We start from the raw sequence: 20,043 nt of genomic DNA on the forward strand, positions 1-20,043 counted from the left end.
CGCTTACCTTTATATGATAACTTTCCCCAATGGGTGGACTGGGGTAAACAACTGATGGATTTACATATCAACTATGAAACCGTCACACCCTACAAACTCAGTCGGGTTGATATTCCTTTAAGGGGTAACCAAACCACACCCAAGGTGAAGTTAAAAGCTGATAAAACCAAGGGGAGTATTATCTTAGATGATGTGACCACGTTACAAGGTGTACCTACTATAGCATGGGAATATATGCTGGGCAATCGTTGCGCCTTAGAATGGATTTTAGATCAATATAAGGAGAAGAAACCCAAAGACCCGACTATTGCGGAAAAGTTCAACACTTACCGGTTTGCAGACTATAAGGAACAGGTGATAGATTTGTTGATGCGGGTGTGTAGGGTGAGTGTGGAAACTATGAATATTGTTAATCAGATGTCTGATAACTAGGGAGACAGGCGATCGCCACCCAGAGGAACCGGGGGTTAGAAACCCCCGTCTCAAAGCTAAAGTCAGATAAATCTGACTACAAGATGATATATTTTGACAAAATCTTCTGGGTCATGTACCTGATTTGACTAACTCTATAGTGTAAATTACTGCTATTATGGCTAAATTGGTGGGTGGAGTTTACGCCCAATCCCATGCGATCGCCGCCGATTTACAATGGCTAGAAACTCAAGGAATCAATGAACTACCGACAGTTCATTAATCAGGTTTATCCTTTTAAAGCCTTTTTCAGTCTTATGAAGTACACACCAATTCCCTGTTCCCTATTCCCTATTCCCTATTCCCTATTCCCTATTCCCTGTTCCCTCAAACTAAAAAAAATTGTACCTCACGAGCATGGGAAATGCTATATCACCGAGGGAACAAAACGTTTTGCTCACATAAAAATGTCCCCACCTGTACACAATACCACTTATAAAGGTTAGGATACAGTAGCTAATTATACAGTTGTCGGAAACCCTGATTTAAAACCCGTTTAACGAGCTTTGCGCTCTGCTACGAGAACTTCAGCTAGCATTTCGGGAATATCTGTCAAGTCTGCAAATCCCTCGGAAGCGGGAATCGGTGAAATAAACGTATAGTTTGGGTCACACATTCCCGTGTCGTAGACTTCAATAAACCAGCGATCGGGAAAACCTTCTACACCTAATTCTACAATGTACCAACTTTCCCCTATGAGGCGAGAGCCAAAGACAACAAACCACTGTCTATAGTCGTCTGAAATATTCCAGTCAGCCATAAGGAACTCTAGCGCAATTTGTGCAGCATCGGTTTCGGTTAGCAGCATATTTACTCCTTATTTATAACTATCGATAAGGCTAACTTACGCTATCAGAATTTGGAACTTCAGGATATAAGCCTAGTTGCTTTGCTAATTCACGCCCGATAAAGAATAAAAACTTAGCACCATCTTGATTACCTTGATGGGCAAAACTAGTTGCTACTTGCAGTATTGTTTGTACAAAATCAGCATCAATCAATTCTGGTTGCGCTTCTAAAACTTCTGGTTCTTGACCATTAGGACATTTTAGTAACTCGTCAATCAGATTGAAATATTGGATTTGGCGTTCTTCTGTCATGATGTTTTGGTTTTTTGAATGAGTTAGTTTGGCTGTGAGGATTACTCTATACTTTGTTGCCAAAGCTTTTCCAACATTTCAACTTGTTCTTTTAAGATAGCAGCACGATAAACAAGATATCTATCGTAAACAATGATTCCTAATCCCACAAAAATTGGAGTGATTAACACAAACCATTGCAAGATGCTAGCAAGTCTATATTGTTCGGCAACAACTAATAATCGGTTCACAAGATTGTGGTCAAAAGTTGCGTTATTGGTCTGATATTGAGATGGATTTGTATTTGCTTCCTGGAGCAATTGGGCAGAATTACCTGAATAGATTTTATGAATTTCACAGACTAAATTCTGCATTTTAACAAACTCTAGATGTTTGCCCCAAACTATGTGTAAGACTAATAAAGCCGGCGAAATTACTACTAAAGTAAATAAACAAACTGTCAGAAAATTTAGAAGTTTAAATTTCATGGTGGCTTTACTCCCTTAGGTACTCTGCATCCAGAAACCTCTGGGTGACTTTTTACCTAACTAGTCTCTCTCGCACCTTGAGAATATTTTTGTTCCTAAAGATGAAAAATTTACCATTTTTCTACAAGGGCTATAATTATCAACTTAGGATTAACATCTTCCTCAGCTTCGACAACAGAAGAGTTAAGAAGTCCCCCCTGATTCTTTGGGTAAAACCCTCAGAACTTCGGGGGGTAGAGGGGAATCTCTGCGTAAATCCTACAAAATTTATAGCAGTCTCACCTCTAACTGTGAGTTTAAACTAGTGGAATTAAGATTATTAAATTTATTAAAGTTATACTCAAAGGCTATAAGTTATATCTCATAAGACTTAGAGAAATTATTTGAGGTATGGGTGCTAGTATTTCTCATATGGGGTGCTAGTATTTCTCATATGGGGTGCTGGTATTTCTGCACTCAGGCTCAAAGCTATATGGGGGGCTGGTAGAGGAGTGATTTTGTTGGGTTTTTTCCGTCTCAAAGCTTGTACTCAAATAAATAGATTATGTGGCGAGTATACCCTAGAAGATCGAAAAAATCTCTTATATTTTCTGGAAATGCAGCTTCCTATACTAAATATAAATCATTCAAAGTGAGGTGACAAACTTTCTAGATTTAAGGGGTGAGTTTCTATGATTTTGATTGAGCAAATAACAGACAGATAAATTCAGCGTTGAGAAAACCCCTGTAATTCAGCTATTAACCTTCATTGTGGTAGATACAAAACATTATTACTTGAGGAGAGATGAGAAAATTACATCAACTGCATTCCTCAGCCACATAATTTTGTACTTTGGTTAAAGTGGATAGTCTCTATAGTCATCCTATTTGACTTGAGAAAATATCAGTGAGGAAAGGGAACAGGGAACAGGGAACAGGGAACAGAAATTGTTCATGAATCATTTAGGATTGCTCTAGATTTAGTTAGAGTGGATATAAATTAAACACATACAGGAAATTTGCCCTCAACGTGAAATCATAGGAGTGAATTTATGAGAATTGCTAAAGATGTTACAGAACTGATTGGCGGAACTCCTTTAGTTCAGCTGAATAGAATTCCCCAATCTGAGGGAGTGGCAGCTAGAATTGTTGTTAAACTCGAAGGTATGAACCCAGCAGCCTCGGTTAAAGACCGGATTGGGGTTAGTATGGTGATGGCTGCGGAAAGGGAGGGTTTAATTGAGCCGGGGAAAAGTATTTTAGTCGAGCCAACTTCTGGGAATACAGGTATTGCTTTAGCCATGGTAGCAGCGGCCCGGGGCTACAGTTTAATTTTGACTATGCCAGACACCATGAGCCAAGAACGACGCTCTATGCTCAAGGCCTACGGTGCTAAGTTAGAGTTAACACCAGGCGCACAAGGGATGCGAGGAGCAATTAATCAAGCTGAAAGCATTGTGGCTAATACTCCTAACGCTGTGATGCTGCAACAGTTCCGCAACCCGGCTAACCCCAAAATTCACAGAGAAACTACTGCGGCGGAAATTTGGGCGGATACGGATGGGGAAGTAGATATTATCATTGCTGGGGTGGGGACTGGTGGAACAATCACCGGGATTGCAGAAGTGCTTAAACAATACAAGCCAACTGTGCAAGCGATCGCAGTGGAACCTAGTAACAGTCCGGTGCTTTCTGGCGGTACTGCAGGCCCCCATAAAATTCAAGGTATTGGCGCTGGGTTTATCCCAGATGTGTTGCGTCTGGAATTGATTGATGAGGTAATTAGAGTTAGTGATGAACAGGCTATGGCTTATGGGCGACGTTTAGCCAAAGAAGAGGGACTATTGTCTGGTATATCCTCCGGTGCGGCTTTATGTGCGGCCATTCGAGTCGGTCAACGTCCAGAAAATACCGGTAAATTAATTGTGATGATTCAGCCTTCCTTTGGGGAACGTTACCTGAGTACCCCCATGTTTCAAGAGTTGTCTATAGACACTGCTAATCTTGGCTAAAAAACCTAATTAGCAGATATAGCATTTCCCATGCTCGTGAGGTACAAAGTTGTTTAGTTTCAGGGAAGAGGGAACAGGGAATTGATGTGTACTTCATTAGCCTGAAAAAGGCTTTATTGGACTTCTTAACCAGGTTAAGAAGTCCGATGTATATCGGGGATACGGTCAAAGCAAATTCAATCAGGTTTTCCCCCGGTGAAATTTAATGCTTACAACCACCTTGATGATGATGGTCATGGTTATGACCGTGGGCGCAACCTTGTAAGTTCTGGGTAGTCAGGGTTTCAATTACTACTTTTAAGGAATCATCCACCGGTTTTAAGCCAATCCAACCATCTATTGTTTCTACGTCAAAACCTACCTCACGGCGATCGCCTACTTCTAGTAAGGGACGACGAATTAATAAAGGATCTTGCAGCATTAACACTAAGGCTGTTTGTGCATCGATTTTTTCTGGAACTACTTCACCAGATTTAATCTTGGGAGCGGAAGCATTAAACCATTGGGACACCGGGCGATCGCCAAAAAATGATCGCAAGCGTTCAACTGTCCAAGGTTCCCTGAGGATGTCGTATGCTAGCACCTCATGACCAGCAGCAGTCAACACAACCTTTTGCTTAATACCACCCTTACAACCGGGTTTGCTGTAGAAAATTACTCTAGCCATTGTCATTACTCCCTGATGATTCTGATTAAAACTTCCTAGCTGTATGGGTAACTAAATCAAACTCAAACCTTGCTTGAGGGTCTGTTTCTCCATAAACATTAAAAGTTACAGTTGCTTCGTCACCCACTGCTTCTACACTGTGAATTGCATCGGGGGTCAAGCTAACAATATCTCCAGGAGACAAGGTTATCTCTCCAGTAGGTGCAATTTTCTCGGCAAAATCACGGGTAGGAGTACGTCGCCAAAAGGTATTTTTTTCTTGACCTTTTAACACTGCTATTACTCCCCAAGTCCCATGATTATGAATAGTTGAACGGGTTCCCGGTGCGAATGTCACGGTTTGTACAGTCAATGGGAACCCCAATTCATCATAGAGAAGTAACACTGAGTGACCCGTTTTAGGGTGAGGTTGTAAATACTGACTTTGTACCCAGTAGGAATTGACAATCAATCTCCTGACAAGCATTCGGATTTCTGGGAGACGAATAGATTCATCTTCTACCCCATTGAGAACATCTTCTACTTCAGTCAAAAACCGATATAGGCGATAATTCTCCCGCAATAGATCCCATGGTCTGGCTGATTTACAACAATGATATTGGCCGTCTGCAGTTACTAGCCAATCTTTACCTTCCACCATCATTCATTAAATCTTGGGTTGAGAAGGAGAAGGGAAAACTATTGTAGGCGGAATCAAATTCAGAGGACTGGGAAGAGGACGCAAAGGATCTATGGAAACCACAGGAATGAAAGGTGCTGAAGAATTTACAGATGGCTGTAGAGGTTGGTAGAAGGGATAATTATTCATGTCGGTTGATGGTTGAAGGTTTACTAATTAATCGTCCTCTTCATCTGGACGATTTAAAATGTCCAGTAGGATTCCTGCACCGAAATCATTACTCTGGTCAATCTGTTTGACGCGAGTACTGATTTCTTTAGCCCGCTCGATTTCCCCTAATTTTGCTAACACTAAACCAGATGCAGCATAAGCGTTTAAGTACAATCTGATTTGGGGTTCCTCCTGCCGTTTTACTAATATGGGCAGGAGTTGTTGCCAATGGTCTGGTAAGTTCTCTGTTGCTTTAATCTTATCTAAAACTTTAACTGCAATTTGTAGCGCGAGGGGATAATTATTTTTATAATAAAAGAATCTATATGCTGATACTAAAATATCTGTATTTTCCCCGGACTTAGCTAAGGCTTGATGAATATATTTTTCGGATTCTGAGGTATTTTCCCAGGTTTGTGCCGCCAAGAGTAATAATTTTTTGACATCTTCGGGTACTTGAAACCACGAGTATTGATTACCATCAAGCATAATCATCTCCTTTGATGGGGAAGAGGGAGTCAGAATTTTACCGCTCCCTATAGGTACTATTTCTTTGTGAGTCTGGGCTGAGGTTTGCTTCTTCTTTCTTGAAGGGAAGATGCTCCCCTCGGCTTTGATGCTGGGTACACAGATGAATACCAATGCTAGGCGGGGTTGTATGTGAGAATGTACACTAATGTGAACAGAACAATCCAAATAATATCTACGAAGTGCCAGTAAATTTCTGCCATTTCGATGCCAGTATGTTTGGTAGCAGAGTAATGACCAGGACGACGCGATCGCCACACAACACCTAATATCAATAATATGCCTATCAACACGTGCAAACCGTGAAAGCCTGTCATGATATAAAAGCAGTTGGCGAAAACGTTGGTAGTCAGTCCATAGCCTAAACTCATGTACTCATAAACCTGACCAGCTAAGAAAATCGCCCCCATCAGTGCGGTGACAAGATACCAAAACCGCATTCCCCAAACATTATTCTTTTTAATCGCTACATCACCTAAATGAATGACGAAACTACTAGATATCAGAATAATGGTGTTAATGGCGGGTAAAAATAGTTCTACCTCTGTTCCCTCTGGAGGCCAAACTTCTGTAATACCTCTAAAGAATAAATAAGTCGCAAAAAAACCGCCAAACATCAGGGATTCAGAAATCAGAAAGGTTAAAAGTCCCCAGACTCGTAAATCTGGATGATGCTCCTCATGGTGTTCAGTTGTCGCTATGGTCATGTTGTTTACCCTCTAAATCTCTAAACTTTTAAGTGGCGGGACAATAATCATGTTCTTGTGAAGGGCGGGCTAGAAGCCCACCCTACTTAGTGTGGTCACGCCACTACTAAGTTAAAGCCAATACTTAGGCGCTAACTTCTGGTGTACCCATAGGTTGGGATTCACTATGGCCATAGTCGTAAGGGCCATGAGTCACAACGGGTAATTCTTCCCAGTTTTCAATTATGGGCGGTGAACTGGTTGTCCACTCTAAACTTAAAGCTTGCCAAGGATTATCACCCGCTAATTCCCCTTGACTCCAACTGTGAATAATGTTAATAGTGAAGGGTATAACTGAGATGCCTAAGACAAATGCACCAAAGGTGCAAAGTTGATTCAGGTTAATAAATTGGGGGTCGTACATGGCTACCCGGCGGGGCATACCTTGCAAGCCCAATTCATGCATGGGTAAGAAGGTTAAGTTAGTGCCGATGAAGGTGAGCGCAAAGTGAATGCGTCCCCAGGTTTCATTCAGCTTACGTCCGGTCATTTTGGGGAACCAGTGATAAATACCGGCATAGATGCCAAATACGGAACCACCAAAGAGGACGTAGTGGAAATGTCCCACTACATAATAGGTATCGTGGACGTGAATATCAAAGGGGGCGGTTCCCATTGTCACACCGCTTAAGCCACCCATGACAAACATGGATAATAGGCCAATGGCGAAAAGCATGGCACTGGTGAAGCGAATTTTACCACCCCACAGGGTGGCAACCCAGGCGAAAATCTTCACGCCAGTGGGTACGGCGACGATGAGGGTGGAGATGGTGAAGAATATCCGCATCCAACCGGGTGTACCACTGGTAAACATATGGTGTACCCAAACGAACAAACCCACGACGCAAATGGCTACGCTAGAGTAGGCGATCGCTTTATAACCAAAAATCGGCTTCCGGGCATGAACTGGTACTACTTCGGACATGATACCGAAGATGGGCAGAATCATTAAGTATACTGCCGGGTGGGAATAGAACCAGAATAAATGTTGGTAAATAACAACGTTACCGCCTGCATCGGGTTTAAAGAAGGATGTGCCAAAGTTGAGGTCAAATAATAACAGCACTAAACCCGCCGCTAATACAGGGGTGGAAAGTAAGGCTAAGACAGAAGTTGCTAGGATAGCCCAGCAAAATAAGGGTAGTTGATCCCATTTCATGGAGGGAACTTTCATCATCAGGATGGTAATGACAAAGTTCACCGAACCCAAAATTGAGGAGGTTCCTACTAAAACAATGGCCAGGATCCACAGAGTCTGGGCCATGGGTGCTGTTACTAGGCTCAATGGTGGGTAAGCTGTCCAACCAGATTGGGAACCACCGAAGATAAAACTAGCTACAACTAGTAATCCCGCTACTGGGTTCAACCAAAAGGCGATCGCGTTCAGCTTGGGGAAGGCCATATCTCTAGCACCCAGCATTAGGGGAATGAGATAATTTCCAAATCCCCCAATGGCGCTCGGAACAATCCACAGAAAGATCATGATTGTCCCGTGGTTGGTCATGAAGGCGTTATACAAATTGGGATCGAGAAAGTCTGATTGTGGGGTTGCTAGTTCTACACGCAGCGCCACCGCCATCAGTCCACCAATTAGATAGAATACAAATGCTGTCACTAGGTATTGGATACCAATCACTTTGTGGTCAACATTAAATGTAAAGTAGTCTTGCCATTTCCACGCCTGGGGATGGTTATTTGCTTTATTTCCTGCGGTTGGCGTGTTCCGGGGAAGTTCTGCCTGTGTCATAAGTTATTTTGCGACAATTTATTTTTGTCTTGAGAATGACTATTTCTGATCGCGATAGGGTGGCGTTAGCCATAGTTGCGCCGTGGTGGCTGCACTCATCCCTAAGTTATGAACATGGGGAGCTAGAAATTCTGATGTTGATAACTCCGCTGGATTGACTGCAACGGCTTGGTTGAGGTTTTCCTTTTGCGCTATCTGGCTTTGTGCTAACCAGCTATCAAATTCTTCTGGTGTATGGACTATGACTTGTGTCCGCATGGAACCGTGATAACCACCACACAATTCTGCACAAACTACCGGATAGGTTCCTGGTTTGGTGGCGACGAATCGCAGTTGGGTGGCGATACCTGGAAGCGCGTCTTGTTTTAACCGGAATTGTGGTACCCAAAATGAGTGAATGACATCTATTGCGGATAGGTTCAGTTGTACATCAGCACCCACGGGAACGTGTAACTCTCCGGCGCTAATTCCACTGTTGGGATAGTTAAATATCCAGGCGTACTGCATCCCCTGGACATCAACCACTAAATCTGCTTGTTTCCCCTGGGAGTGGGGTGACGCACCAATCCCAATGTTTCCGCTGGTTGTCTCATCAAGGGTGGCTGCTATGGCTACGCCATGGGTATGACTCCCCGGCTCAAATCCACCCATTTGATTGTAAACATCTACACTGTAAATGCCTAAACCAATGACAATGACCGCGGGGATGGCTGTCCAAAAAATTTCTAAGGGAACGTTTCCTTCTATGGCTAGACCATCGCTATCATCACCCGGACGGCGACGATACTTGACTAAAAAAATCAGAATGGTTCCTTCTACAATGAGGAACAGTGCGATCGCAATGGTAAACATGACGTTGAAAAATCCGTCTACCAAAGGCGCTTGTTCAGATGCTTGTACTGGCAATAAATTGTGATTATGTCCGAGCCAAATACTGATGGCTGTGACTAATACTCCAGCAACTAGAGTCCATAGTGAAACAGGAACTTTTTGCATATATGCTACCTGCTCTTGCAGCTGTAATTAAAGGTGTGATTTTCTGGAAACTTAGATGTAGGAGATTGTGATTCTAGACAATAATTTCTTTGCTCCCAGTTGATCGCATCCTGCGCTTTTGATGTATCACCCTAGCCAAAGAAGATAATGTATTTTTTTTATCTTGATCATATTCTTGGCTACTGATTTTTACATTTCCACAGGTCAGCGTTTTTTGTTTTCACTTATTAACTTTCTATCTTACTCTCATCAAAAGTGGGGGAATTTTCCAGATAATTTCATATCCTTCCCCCACAAAGTTAATACTATCTTGAAAGTCCTCTGATACCAGATGTCTCTACTTACATAAAAACTTAGGTACTCTCAGATCATGCCCTTAGTCTTAATATTGTGTAGACTAATTGAATAGCAAGTATGAAGTTTATCAATTACAATTTAAGATTTACAATTCTGTTTACTGTGAACTTTTTTGTGGTGACAGTAAGTCTTGATTATTCCCCTCTATTTACCTTGCTTTGTGCTTGATTTCCAGAGTACCCTTGATGACGGACATAACTTAGCTGCAAATCCTGAAACTTTACTTGTCTAATACAGCATGGGTGTAGCAATTCTTGGGACATATGCGCGCACAAGCTTCACAACCAACACAGTTTTCCGGGTGGGCTACAACCATGACTTTGCGCTCAATTTCATCATCATCTTCATCTTCTACAAATTCGCCATCTTCGTTGAGAGCTTTCAAGCTCAATACATTGTGACCACATATCTTAAAGCATCTGCCACAACCTATACATTTTCCTTGGTCAATTTCCTGGGCAAATTTAGGTGTCCAGGTATTACCTCCAAATGTCAATCCTGTTACTGTTGCCATGAATAAACCTTTAGGAATCTCTCTCTACTTTAATCACCATCCTAACCTAATCTTAGGGTATTTTTTTAGTTTAAATGACTATTTATTCTTGAATTAAATTTTGATGACTTTTTACATATTCTTTGAGAGATTTATTTAATTTACCTGTTAAATGCCATTTATTCTCAATAAATGTTTGTGGCTATAATACTCAGTTATTGATTTTATATAAAATGTATTTTATAGGGTGTAGATGCTGCTATTTAGGGAAATATATAATATGACAGTATCAAACATTGTCTGGTCACATATAAATAATTACCGTTGATATATGCTGCAAATTCAATTCTTGATAAAAATAATGAGATTTTTTTCTTTTATAGGGAGAAAACATACATCCTTGATAGTATTTAGAGTTACAGGCTATGTGTTAATGGGGGACATGAAGAAAAAATTACTTTGTTATATATCAAATCAAAATGGCGAAATGATTATGGTTATAGCTAGTCTTTACAGATAGAAAATATTTACCGGTTTATTAACTCATGGGAAAACTGTATATTTAGGAACAGCACACTTGTATACTTTAAATATTAAAATTATTAATAAAGTAACTCCCATCTGGTAATCAAATCTATGTTTATCCAAAAATTTTGGGTCAAGTGATAATTCACCGGATAGCAAGTTCCAGATAGTTTTACGTGAACTATTAAGAAATATACACCGGCTCATTATGAACAAAAACCTCTGATTATTTATGAAATTTATAGTTAGTAAAGAAGTAATCAAAGGCTATTTTTAAGAGCCTGAAATACCTGTGTAATGAAAATATGGATGTGGGGAATTATTACAGCAAATAGAGATATTTTTTGCTGAAAATATGGTTTCGTTGCAAGTGAAAAATACTGAATAAATATCCAAGAGAGACTTGAGCAAAACATCTCGACGATTAGAGTGGGAAGACAGCACTATAGCCGTATGCCTTATACAATTCCTAACAACAATTGCCTGGGATGTGACAACTGCCGCCCCCAATGTCCTACGGGTGCAATTAAAATAGAGAAGGATGAATATTGGATTGATCCTACTCTTTGTAATAACTGTGAAGGTTATTATCCTGAGCCGCAATGTGTCATGGCTTGTCCAACTAATTCACCCATACCTTGGCAAGCAAAAAAAGGCAGATGTAAGGTGGAACCAAGAGATGCACCTAGCCCGGATTTATTTGCCAACGGTCAAAATAATCCATTTGCTTCGGCTATTGTGATTTGGGAAGCTTGTAATGTCTTGGCACAAAGGACATCCTTAAATTGGCTGGATGAAGACGGTTATGTGTCCTATGGACGAAAAGTGAAACAAGGACGGGGTGCGATCGCATTTCATCTCCAAGATCCATTTACCGGAAGCGATATAACTGACTTAGGAGCAATTGCAGCACTTGATATTAGATCGGCTTGCATTCACCTGATCTTTGCTGCCTATGCTACATCCTTAGAGCAACCTTGGCAAGAAGAATTTGCGATCGATGAACGCCAAATTGAGAAATATTTAGGCTTAGAGAAGCGTAAAGACTTGAACAAAAATGCCAAGCTAGCTTTAATCAAGAATATTGTACAGCAAGCTTGTTCATTGATGATTTCTATTGATTGGCCTCAACAAGGAAGCATCCCCGGCTTTTCAGTCAAACAGAGCCGTTTATGGCATTTAATCAATGTTCAACATCATTTTCAAGAAGATAAATTGGGGTGTAAATATTTAATTGGACTAACTTTTAAAGTAAAAGCCGGGATATGGGCGCAGTATTTCTTAAACAAACAAGCCTGTAAGGAGCGAACTGCATTTTATCAATATGGCAGTTTGCCTAAAACATTATTAACTACCGTGATGAGTATTTGGCAGCAGCACGAAGGCGCAGTAAGACTAATGCTGTGGTTGCTGTTTAAAACCAAAATGGGTAGAGAACAAAGGATCACCATTCCCACATTATTACGTATTGCTTACGGTGAAGAAAAGGTTACCATGGCCTCTAGACAACGGGAGGAACGCAAACGCTTATTAAGAACATTTGAAAGTGATTTAGAAATTCTCAACCACCATGGGATTAAAGCGATTTTTGATCCAGTAACTTACCCCTTAGAAATTCAACCTTTGTGGGCGAAGTTAATGGATCTTCCCGAAGATCCAGAGGAAGCCTTAGAATTTTGGATGAATGACGCTGCTGGAAACACCCGCCTCACTGATTCAGCACCCCGTGGTAAGTGGAATCTGCTGATGAATGCGCGAATTTTAGCTTTTGAACTACCCCCAGAATGGAAACAGAAAATTTCTGAATCACAAAAAAAGCCCCGGACAACTGTCAAAAGCAGACGCAAGACTAAAACCACCACAGATTTACTCGGGGCGGATATTTTACAGGCGCGGAAAAATTTGCAACTTTCCCAAAGGGAGTTAGCAAGGCTAACAGGTAAAAGCCAAAGTTGGATTCGTGATCTAGAAAATGGTCGTTTGAAAGCTAAGGTAGAAGACCAAGTGATATTACGGAACGTGCTAAATATTACTTAGAAATCAGTCCCGGAAAATAAACGAAAAACCACAAAAGTGTTTATTTACATCAATTTTACCCACCCAGGGTTAAGCTTGGATGGGTAAAAATCCTCAATGCAGTGAATGTTTTTTACTAGCTTTCAGTAAAATCAGCATCAATCACATCCTCACCGCCACGAGGGGGAGTGGAACCAGCATCTTGAGGTGCAGCACCAGCAGCATCACCACCTGCTTGCTGATAGATGTTGCTACCTACTGCAAACAATGCTTGCTGTAGTTCCGGTGTCAGCTTCTTAATTTGCTCGTCATCTTCCTTAGCAACAGCTTCACGGAGGTCTTTAACTAAACCCTCGACCTTGGTTTTGTCAGCTTCAGGAACTTTATCACCTAGTTCTTGCAACTGCTTTTCAGCTTGGTACGCCAAAGAATCAGCTTGGTTCTTCCGTTCAATGGTCTCACGACGTTCCTTGTCAGCAGCAGCGTTTTGTTCTGCTTCTCTCACCATGCGGTCAACATCGGATTTATCTAAAGTAGAAGCGCCAGTAATGCTGATAGACTGTTCCTTACCAGTACCTTTGTCCTTAGCGGTTACATTGAGGATACCGTTAGCATCAATATCAAAGGTAACTTCAATTTGTGGTACGCCTCGTGGTGCGGGGGGAATACCATCAAGTCTGAAGGTTCCTAAGCTCTTGTTATCATTTGAAAACTCCCGTTCACCTTGAAGAACGTGAATTTCTACATTGGTTTGTCCATCCACTGCAGTAGAGAAGACTTCGGATTTCTTGGTGGGGATTGTGGTGTTCCGGGGGATAATTTTAGTCATGACACCGCCCAAAGTTTCTACACCCAAAGACAGTGGGGAGACATCTAATAGCAATATACCTGTAACATCGCCCGCTAGCACACCCGCTTGAATAGCAGCACCAACTGCTACCACCTCATCAGGGTTAACGCTTTGGTTGGGTTCCTTACCTAATACTTGCTTTACTATCTGCTGTACAGCTGGAATGCGGGTAGAACCACCAACTAGTACAACTTCATTAATATCGCTTCTGCTTAATTTAGCATCCCGAATTGCGTTTTCTACAGGGATGCGGCAACGGTCGATTAGGTCTGAGCAGAGTTCTTCAAATTTAGCACGGGTGAGGGTTGTATCCAGGTGCTTGGGTCCAGTCTGGGTAGCAGTGATAAATGGTAAATTTATTTCCGCTTGAGAAACGCTAGAAAGCTCAATTTTGGCTTTTTCTGCGGCTTCGGTCAAACGTTGTAAAGCTTGTTTATCTTGACGTAGGTCAATTCCTTCTTCTCTTTTGAATTGTTCGGCTAAGAAGTCAACGATTTTCTTATCGAAATCATCGCCACCCAGGTGAGTATCGCCGGAGGTAGCCAAAACTTCAAATACTCCATCACCTACTTCTAGAATGGATACGTCGAAGGTACCACCACCAAGGTCAAATACCAAAATGGTTTCGTTGCTCTTCTTATCAAAACCATAAGCTAGAGAAGCTGCTGTAGGTTCGTTAATAATTCGGAGAACTTCAATACCTGCTATTTTACCAGCGTCTTTTGTGGCTTGTCGCTGGGAGTCGTTAAAGTATGCTGGAACAGTGATGACAGCTTGGGTGACGGTTTCGCCTAGGTATTTGCTAGCGTCTTCAACGAGTTTGCGAAGTACTTTGGCGGAAATTTCTTCGGGGGCAAAGGGTTTACCAGCTATGGGACAATCTAGCTTAACATTACCGTTGCTGCTGAGGACTTTATAAGAAACTTCTGTAGACTCGTTACCAACTTCGTCATAGCGTCTTCCAATGAAGCGTTTGACTGAGTAAAAGGTATTATCAGGGTTCATTACCCCCTGACGCTTGGCGATTTGACCAACTAAGTTATCGCCATTTTTCGCAAATGCTACTACTGAGGGTGTTGTGCGAAAACCTTCTGCGTTAGCAATAACTGTGGGTTTACCACCTTCCATTACTGCGACGCATGAGTTTGTTGTACCTAAGTCAATTCCAACTACTTTTGCCATTGTAACTTTTGGCTCCGTATAACTACAAATGAATGGGAATATAAGGGACTAAGTTTTGAACCAACGGGTTAAAAAATAGTCATTTCATGATTAACAACCTTTAATTAGGCTTTCCTGGGGTGAAAAACCCAAGTTATCCTGATATATATACTGGGAAGTTCAGTTATGACCAGTCAGTGCAGGACGGTTTTCCGAACCTGGAACTAGACGGTTAATTTTAAAGGATGTATTTAGTGCGTTCATTGAGACATTTGCTTTCACTCTGTCTAATGTATGAGAATTAATACTTTCAGCAATTAGGGTGAACCGTAATCTCAAAGTCGTGTTTGCCGTCTTTAGGTGTTATAAACTCTAGATGGATTGAAAATCAATGCTCAAATAACACCGCCATATACTCAAGAACACTGTTAAATTAAAGTTCTGCTCTGAGTCTCTATCTGGTAATACGTAAGTGTTAATATACTCACTTGGTGGATGATATTTACCAATCAGCGGTAAAATACTACTCTAAATTAGTTGACAAAGCCAATCTCAGCACTACATCTGGAGTGAAAACCAAAGGTACTTAAACAACCTTAAATGTCTCATTTTCACAACTTAAAATTATATGGTTACACTATCTCCTAGTTTAAAAGCTAAACTCTCTGAACCATTGAAAATCGGCTCTTTCGAGGTGAAGAGTCGAGTTCTACAGTCGCCTTTATCGGGGGTGACAGATATGGTATTTCGTCGTCTGGTGCGTCGCTACGCGCCAGATTCAATGTTGTATACAGAAATGGTAAATGCTACGGGTTTACACTATGTCAAAGAGTTACCCAAAATTATGGAGGTAGACCCGCGGGAACGACCCATCAGTATTCAGTTATTTGACTGTCGCCCTGATTTTTTAGCAGAAGCAGCTATTAAAGCGGTTGCGGAAGGTGCAGATACTGTGGATATTAATATGGGTTGCCCAGTCAATAAAATTACTAAAAATGGCGGTGGTTCATCTTTATTGCGTCAACCGGAAGTAGCGGAGGCTATTGTGCGGGAAGTGGTGAAGGCTATAGATGTACCAGTGACTGTTAAAACCCGCATTGGCTGGAATGACAAAGAAATTACCATTCTTGACTTTGCCAAGCGTATGGAAGATGCTGGGGCGCAAATGATTACAGTACATGGACGTACCCGCGCTCAAGGTTACAATGGTAATGCCCGTTGGGAATGGATAGCCCGTGTTAAGGAGGTGCTTTCTATTCCGGTCATTGGTAATGGGGATATTTTTTCTGTGGAAGCGGCGGTAAGATGTTTGGAGCAAACTGGCGCTGATGGTGTGATGTGTTCTCGTGGGACTTTGGGTTATCCTTTTTTGGTGGGAGAAATTGATCATTTCTTGAAAACCGGGGAAATACTACCACACCCAAGCCCAATTCAGCGCTTGGAATGTGCCAGAGATCATTTACAGGCATTATGGGAATATAAAGGCGATCGCGGTGTACGTCAAGCGCGAAAGCACATGACTTGGTATGCTAAAGGTTTTGTCGGTGCGCCTGAGTTGCGGGGACAGTTAAGTGTAATTGAAACGGTGCAGCAAGGTTTGGATTTAATTGACCAGGGAATTGAGCAGTTACATCATAGTTTTGAACCGATGGAGGAATCAACTAATTTTCAAGTTGCTTAATCGAATAAGTAAAACTCTTGTGTTGCGGGCATCTTGCCCGCTCTTGGTGTACGATAATCAGTATCTAACAGCAGAGAATATAATCAGATTTTTGAATTTTAGAACCTTTCATACTCCTTAACATTAATTCATCGCGGTACTGCCAAACTTTAAAGATTTTTTCTCTACCATCGAAAAAAGTTTCTACATCTATTTCATAAAAATCATTTACCTTTTTCAGTTTTAAACCCATCAGATTTAAGAGTTGGCTAAGTATCTTTATCGGTGAAATAATGCCCTTTCCCTTGATGAAATCAATGCCTAGTAATCTTTTTATGTGTTTACTATGCTGTAAGACGATATGTTTGAGCAACAGTAAATCAGCATCATGTTCTGTAAATTTTCTTTCTGGTTCTAAAAATTCTGGCATTCCTAACCCCTTCATAGCTTCAACTTTACAGGTATAAGTCTTTAAATCTGGCAGAAAAACTTTACCATCACCCCAGAATAATTGTTGATGCCATTCTTGCTGATCTCTAACATGAAAATACTCGCTGTCATGGGTAAGATAATAGTGGAGGAGTAATTGGCAATAATACCCTTTATCGTCCCGCAACTTTAACAAAGGAGTAACTGGAATGCCATATTTTTGTCTCAGGGTATATTTGTCAATTTGGTGACGTTCTAATTCTGAAAGAGAAGGTTTATTTAATAGTTGTTCATACTCTAGATAATTAATGTCTCGCGCTGTGGTTACAGCGGTAGCAGCTAATAATTGATGCCGCTGCTTAATTTCTCTAATTTCGCATTTGATGTCTTTAGCTTTTTGACGCTTTTGTGCCCAATCTCTTTGCACTTTAACGATTTCTAAAACTAGTCTTTTGCGGGTTTCTGTGTCCTGGGAATCTGTGGACAAAAATGCCAGGCGTAAATCTCTGACAATGTTATTATGTACGGCATTACTTCGTAACCAAACTTGATGTCCATCTGCTATTAAACCATCTTGCATTGATTGGCGATATAGACGAATGGAGGCATTGACCCTAGCTGATAACTTTGACCAAGTACGCAAATGCATTGGGTCATACACTAATGGCAAATCTATATTGATTTTATGTAACGGACTGAGTAAGGCTAAGTTTTCTTGTTGATTTTCTTGATACCAATCAGATAGTAGTCGATAATTTGTACTACCACTACCAATTAAGCCGATGCCTCGCTTGGCACACCAAACGATTCGTGGTACATTATCTCTTACTCTTGCTAATGCTTGTCGTGCTTCTGCGTCAGGAATTACCCCTTGAAAAATACCATAAACTCGGTCGAAGTGTTGAACATCAATACTGATTCCTGTACCAAGACTGGGAGTAACGAAAATGGCATCATATTCAGGAATTTTTTGATTGATATTGCCTACAAAGTCAACTGCTGCATGGCCAGGTGTGCTGGTCGTGCGACTACTGATTACTAGGGATTTAGGGAATTGCTGTCTTAATTTTTCTAATCTTTCTTTAAGGTAGCCTTCAATGGTTTCACAACTATAACGCCCAGAGCGACTATCAGTTGTAACGTAACATTTACGCCCTGCTATTAAATCCAATTCTAGTTGGTGAATTAATGGTGTGGGGTTAGGAGAGTCATAAAAAGTTACATCCCAGCCGCCCTGGGGTTTCCATTTATTCACTAGTACCCAAGGGGTTAATTTAATTCCTGATAGTCCTTGCAAATATTCTAATGATACATCTGATAAGTCAGCATCTTGGGCAATGACTAACCCTTCTGTGGTCAAGACTGTAGAAATTAGCTGTTGGAATAATTTTAAAATCTTTACTCGTTTATGTTTACAAGTATTACTGTTGAGGAGATGCCACAAAGACTGTTCTACTTCATCTAAAATTAATATTGCTCCTCCCCATTCTTGGGGGTTGAGTTTCCAAATTGAATCAACACATAAACCGCAGGATTTAGGTTTTTTCCAGGACTGGCTGACCAGGGGTAAATCTTGATCTGATCCCATAACAAAGTCGCTATCATTATAGCCCCATTCAATCCCAATTTTTTCACACAAAAAGCGACCTAGTTGAATTCTGTGAGTAATTAATAATATGGGTCGATTTGAAGTTTTAGCTTGATTAACAATGGCTTGCAGTGCTGTGGTTTTTCCTGTTCCTTTGGCTGATTTTAGTCCCACTAATCCAGATGTGGGATAAGATACTTTTTCTAAGTAAGGACAGTTGACTGTGACTGTAGCCGGAATGGTTAGATGAGCATGGGGTTTCTTTTGGGCTAAATAAATTTCTAAATCAGTGCTTTGGCGATATACTTTCTCGAAAGCACTTGCACCTTTAGCAACAATTAGATCATCAACACCTTTTTCTTTTCCTGGGAGTTCGATAACTTTGACAGGACATTTTTTCTCTTGGAGTAAACAACCCAGTTGGGAGATGGCGTTATTAATAGCAGCAAGTTTTCTCGGTTGAGTTTCAAAATCAAAACAAATATAAAAGCAGCGCTTTGTCATCGCAAATGCTGCTAAGTCGGGAATCAGCTGACGAGTCGTGACTTTACCAAAGATATCTTTGACAACCCGATAACCGCTGGTAATTCCCGGAATGGCGATCGCAGGGTATCCTTGTGTTAATAATGCTGCTGCTTTTTTCGCACCTTCGCAGATGATTACAGGTAAGTTTTGTGTCCTGACCCATTGCCAAAACCCTTGAGCTGCCCCATCAGCATCAACATTGACACTGCTAGGTATGGCTATATTATACCTTTGAGAGACTTCCTGCCAAATTTTTAATGTTACCCGCAGACAAAATACCCGTGTTGGTGTGCTGGGTGGATGTTCGTACTTGATGGATTTGCCATTCTGATTCATTCGGGGTTGGTTGGGTTTAAAACATCCCCATTCCATTGGTTCCCAATTATTCAGAGGATCTACACCAGAACACCACCAACCGCCAGCGGTAACGTGATGGTAACGATGTAACCAATTATTCTTAACTCTACCAGTGTTTGTGCGGGGAATATCCTCAGAAATTAGCAGATAATCATAAGGTGATGCGTCCTGGAGAGATTTAAAATTTAGTTTTACTATATGTAAATCTATACTACTGTTCTTGACTAATTCCTCAAGGTGTTGGGTGTCTAAATATTGCAGATGCATGGGAAGAACCTTGAACGGAATACGATGGATTTAAAACTTACCATGTATTTGCCGGTTTTTTATGGGAGAAATCACGTTGTTTATATGGTACTTTTTTACTTCGTTTTAAGGAATACATCGGTTAGTTATCAAGTTCCTGATTCTGTGAGACTATGTTGCTGAAGTAATAAGCTTGTATTGTAAGATTTGCTGGTGATTAATTTTAATTTTTCAGTAAATTTCCGTTTTTTTAAAACCCTCAGGGTAGGTTTAGCGATTGCCTTTGGCACTAGG

At 41.0% G+C, this 20,043-nt stretch carries 16 protein-coding genes; 4 read left to right on the forward strand and 12 right to left on the reverse strand.

The window, feature by feature from the left end; all coding sequences use genetic code 11:
- Positions 1-432: type ISP restriction/modification enzyme (locus PN457_RS01235; RefSeq protein ID WP_334310740.1), on the forward strand; the 432-nt coding region annotated here is incomplete at its 5' end.
- A 535-nt stretch (positions 433-967) separates the two neighbouring features.
- Here PN457_RS01235 and PN457_RS01240 read toward each other — a convergent pair.
- From PN457_RS01240 to PN457_RS01250, 3 genes are read right to left on the reverse strand one after another with little or no spacing between them, the layout of a single operon-like run.
- Positions 968-1,279, reverse strand: coding sequence for a hypothetical protein (locus PN457_RS01240; RefSeq protein WP_271730783.1), 312 nt, complete (start codon positions 1,277-1,279; stop codon positions 968-970).
- 31 nt (positions 1,280-1,310) lie between these two features.
- Positions 1,311-1,571, reverse strand: a complete 261-nt coding sequence (locus PN457_RS01245) for a hypothetical protein (RefSeq protein WP_200988027.1) — start codon at positions 1,569-1,571, stop codon at positions 1,311-1,313.
- 41 nt (positions 1,572-1,612) lie between these two features.
- Positions 1,613-2,038, reverse strand: coding sequence for a hypothetical protein (locus PN457_RS01250; RefSeq protein WP_271730785.1), 426 nt, complete (start codon positions 2,036-2,038; stop codon positions 1,613-1,615).
- Between the two features lie 1,031 nt (positions 2,039-3,069).
- Here PN457_RS01250 and cysK point away from each other — a divergent pair.
- Positions 3,070-4,029: a cysteine synthase A gene (cysK, locus tag PN457_RS01255; protein WP_271730786.1), complete on the forward strand. Its 960-nt coding sequence runs from the start codon at positions 3,070-3,072 to the stop codon at positions 4,027-4,029.
- Positions 4,030-4,231: 202 nt separating this feature from the next.
- On the opposite strand, the gene PN457_RS01260 is transcribed toward cysK, so the two are convergent.
- From PN457_RS01260 to fdxB, 7 genes are all read right to left on the reverse strand, one after another.
- Positions 4,232-4,696, reverse strand: a complete 465-nt coding sequence (locus PN457_RS01260; RefSeq protein WP_271730787.1) for an ArsC/Spx/MgsR family protein — start codon at positions 4,694-4,696, stop codon at positions 4,232-4,234.
- Between the two features lie 25 nt (positions 4,697-4,721).
- Positions 4,722-5,333: a cysteine dioxygenase family protein gene (locus PN457_RS01265; protein WP_271730818.1), complete on the reverse strand. Its 612-nt coding sequence runs from the start codon at positions 5,331-5,333 to the stop codon at positions 4,722-4,724.
- A 198-nt stretch (positions 5,334-5,531) separates the two neighbouring features.
- Positions 5,532-6,014 carry a hypothetical protein gene (locus PN457_RS01270; RefSeq protein ID WP_417006583.1) on the reverse strand — a complete coding sequence of 161 codons (483 nt, stop codon included), beginning with the start codon at positions 6,012-6,014 and terminating at the stop codon, positions 5,532-5,534.
- Positions 6,015-6,169: 155 nt separating this feature from the next.
- Positions 6,170-6,760: a cytochrome c oxidase subunit 3 gene (locus tag PN457_RS01275; RefSeq protein ID WP_271730788.1), complete on the reverse strand. Its 591-nt coding sequence runs from the start codon at positions 6,758-6,760 to the stop codon at positions 6,170-6,172.
- 124 nt (positions 6,761-6,884) lie between these two features.
- Positions 6,885-8,546: a cytochrome c oxidase subunit I gene (ctaD, locus tag PN457_RS01280; protein ID WP_271730790.1), complete on the reverse strand. Its 1,662-nt coding sequence runs from the start codon at positions 8,544-8,546 to the stop codon at positions 6,885-6,887.
- A gap of 39 nt (positions 8,547-8,585) precedes the next feature.
- Positions 8,586-9,542: a cytochrome c oxidase subunit II gene (gene coxB, locus PN457_RS01285; RefSeq protein WP_271730792.1), complete on the reverse strand. Its 957-nt coding sequence runs from the start codon at positions 9,540-9,542 to the stop codon at positions 8,586-8,588.
- Between the two features lie 577 nt (positions 9,543-10,119).
- A complete protein-coding gene (gene fdxB, locus PN457_RS01290) occupies positions 10,120-10,413 on the reverse strand; it encodes a ferredoxin III, nif-specific (RefSeq protein ID WP_271730794.1) in 294 nt (97 codons plus the stop codon).
- Between the two features lie 957 nt (positions 10,414-11,370).
- Between fdxB and PN457_RS01295 the strand changes: the two genes are divergently transcribed.
- On the forward strand, positions 11,371-12,954 hold the full coding sequence (locus PN457_RS01295; protein WP_271730795.1) for a helix-turn-helix domain-containing protein: 1,584 nt from the start codon (positions 11,371-11,373) through the stop codon (positions 12,952-12,954).
- Between the two features lie 115 nt (positions 12,955-13,069).
- Here PN457_RS01295 and dnaK read toward each other — a convergent pair whose 3' ends face one another.
- Positions 13,070-14,965 carry a molecular chaperone DnaK gene (gene dnaK / locus PN457_RS01300; RefSeq protein ID WP_271730796.1) on the reverse strand — a complete coding sequence of 632 codons (1,896 nt, stop codon included), beginning with the start codon at positions 14,963-14,965 and terminating at the stop codon, positions 13,070-13,072.
- Between the two features lie 607 nt (positions 14,966-15,572).
- On the opposite strand from dnaK, the gene dusB reads away from it, so the two are divergent.
- Positions 15,573-16,625, forward strand: a complete 1,053-nt coding sequence (dusB, locus tag PN457_RS01305; RefSeq protein ID WP_271730798.1) for a tRNA dihydrouridine synthase DusB — start codon at positions 15,573-15,575, stop codon at positions 16,623-16,625.
- 64 nt (positions 16,626-16,689) lie between these two features.
- Here dusB and PN457_RS01310 read toward each other — a convergent pair whose 3' ends face one another.
- Entirely contained in the window at positions 16,690-19,770 is a 3,081-nt protein-coding gene (locus tag PN457_RS01310) for a plasmid replication protein, CyRepA1 family (protein WP_271730800.1), read from the reverse strand.
- Positions 19,771-20,043: the final 273 nt, after the last annotated feature.

This window comes from Anabaenopsis arnoldii, from assembly GCF_028331025.1.
Lineage (GTDB): Bacteria > Cyanobacteriota > Cyanobacteriia > Cyanobacteriales > Nostocaceae > Anabaenopsis > Anabaenopsis arnoldii.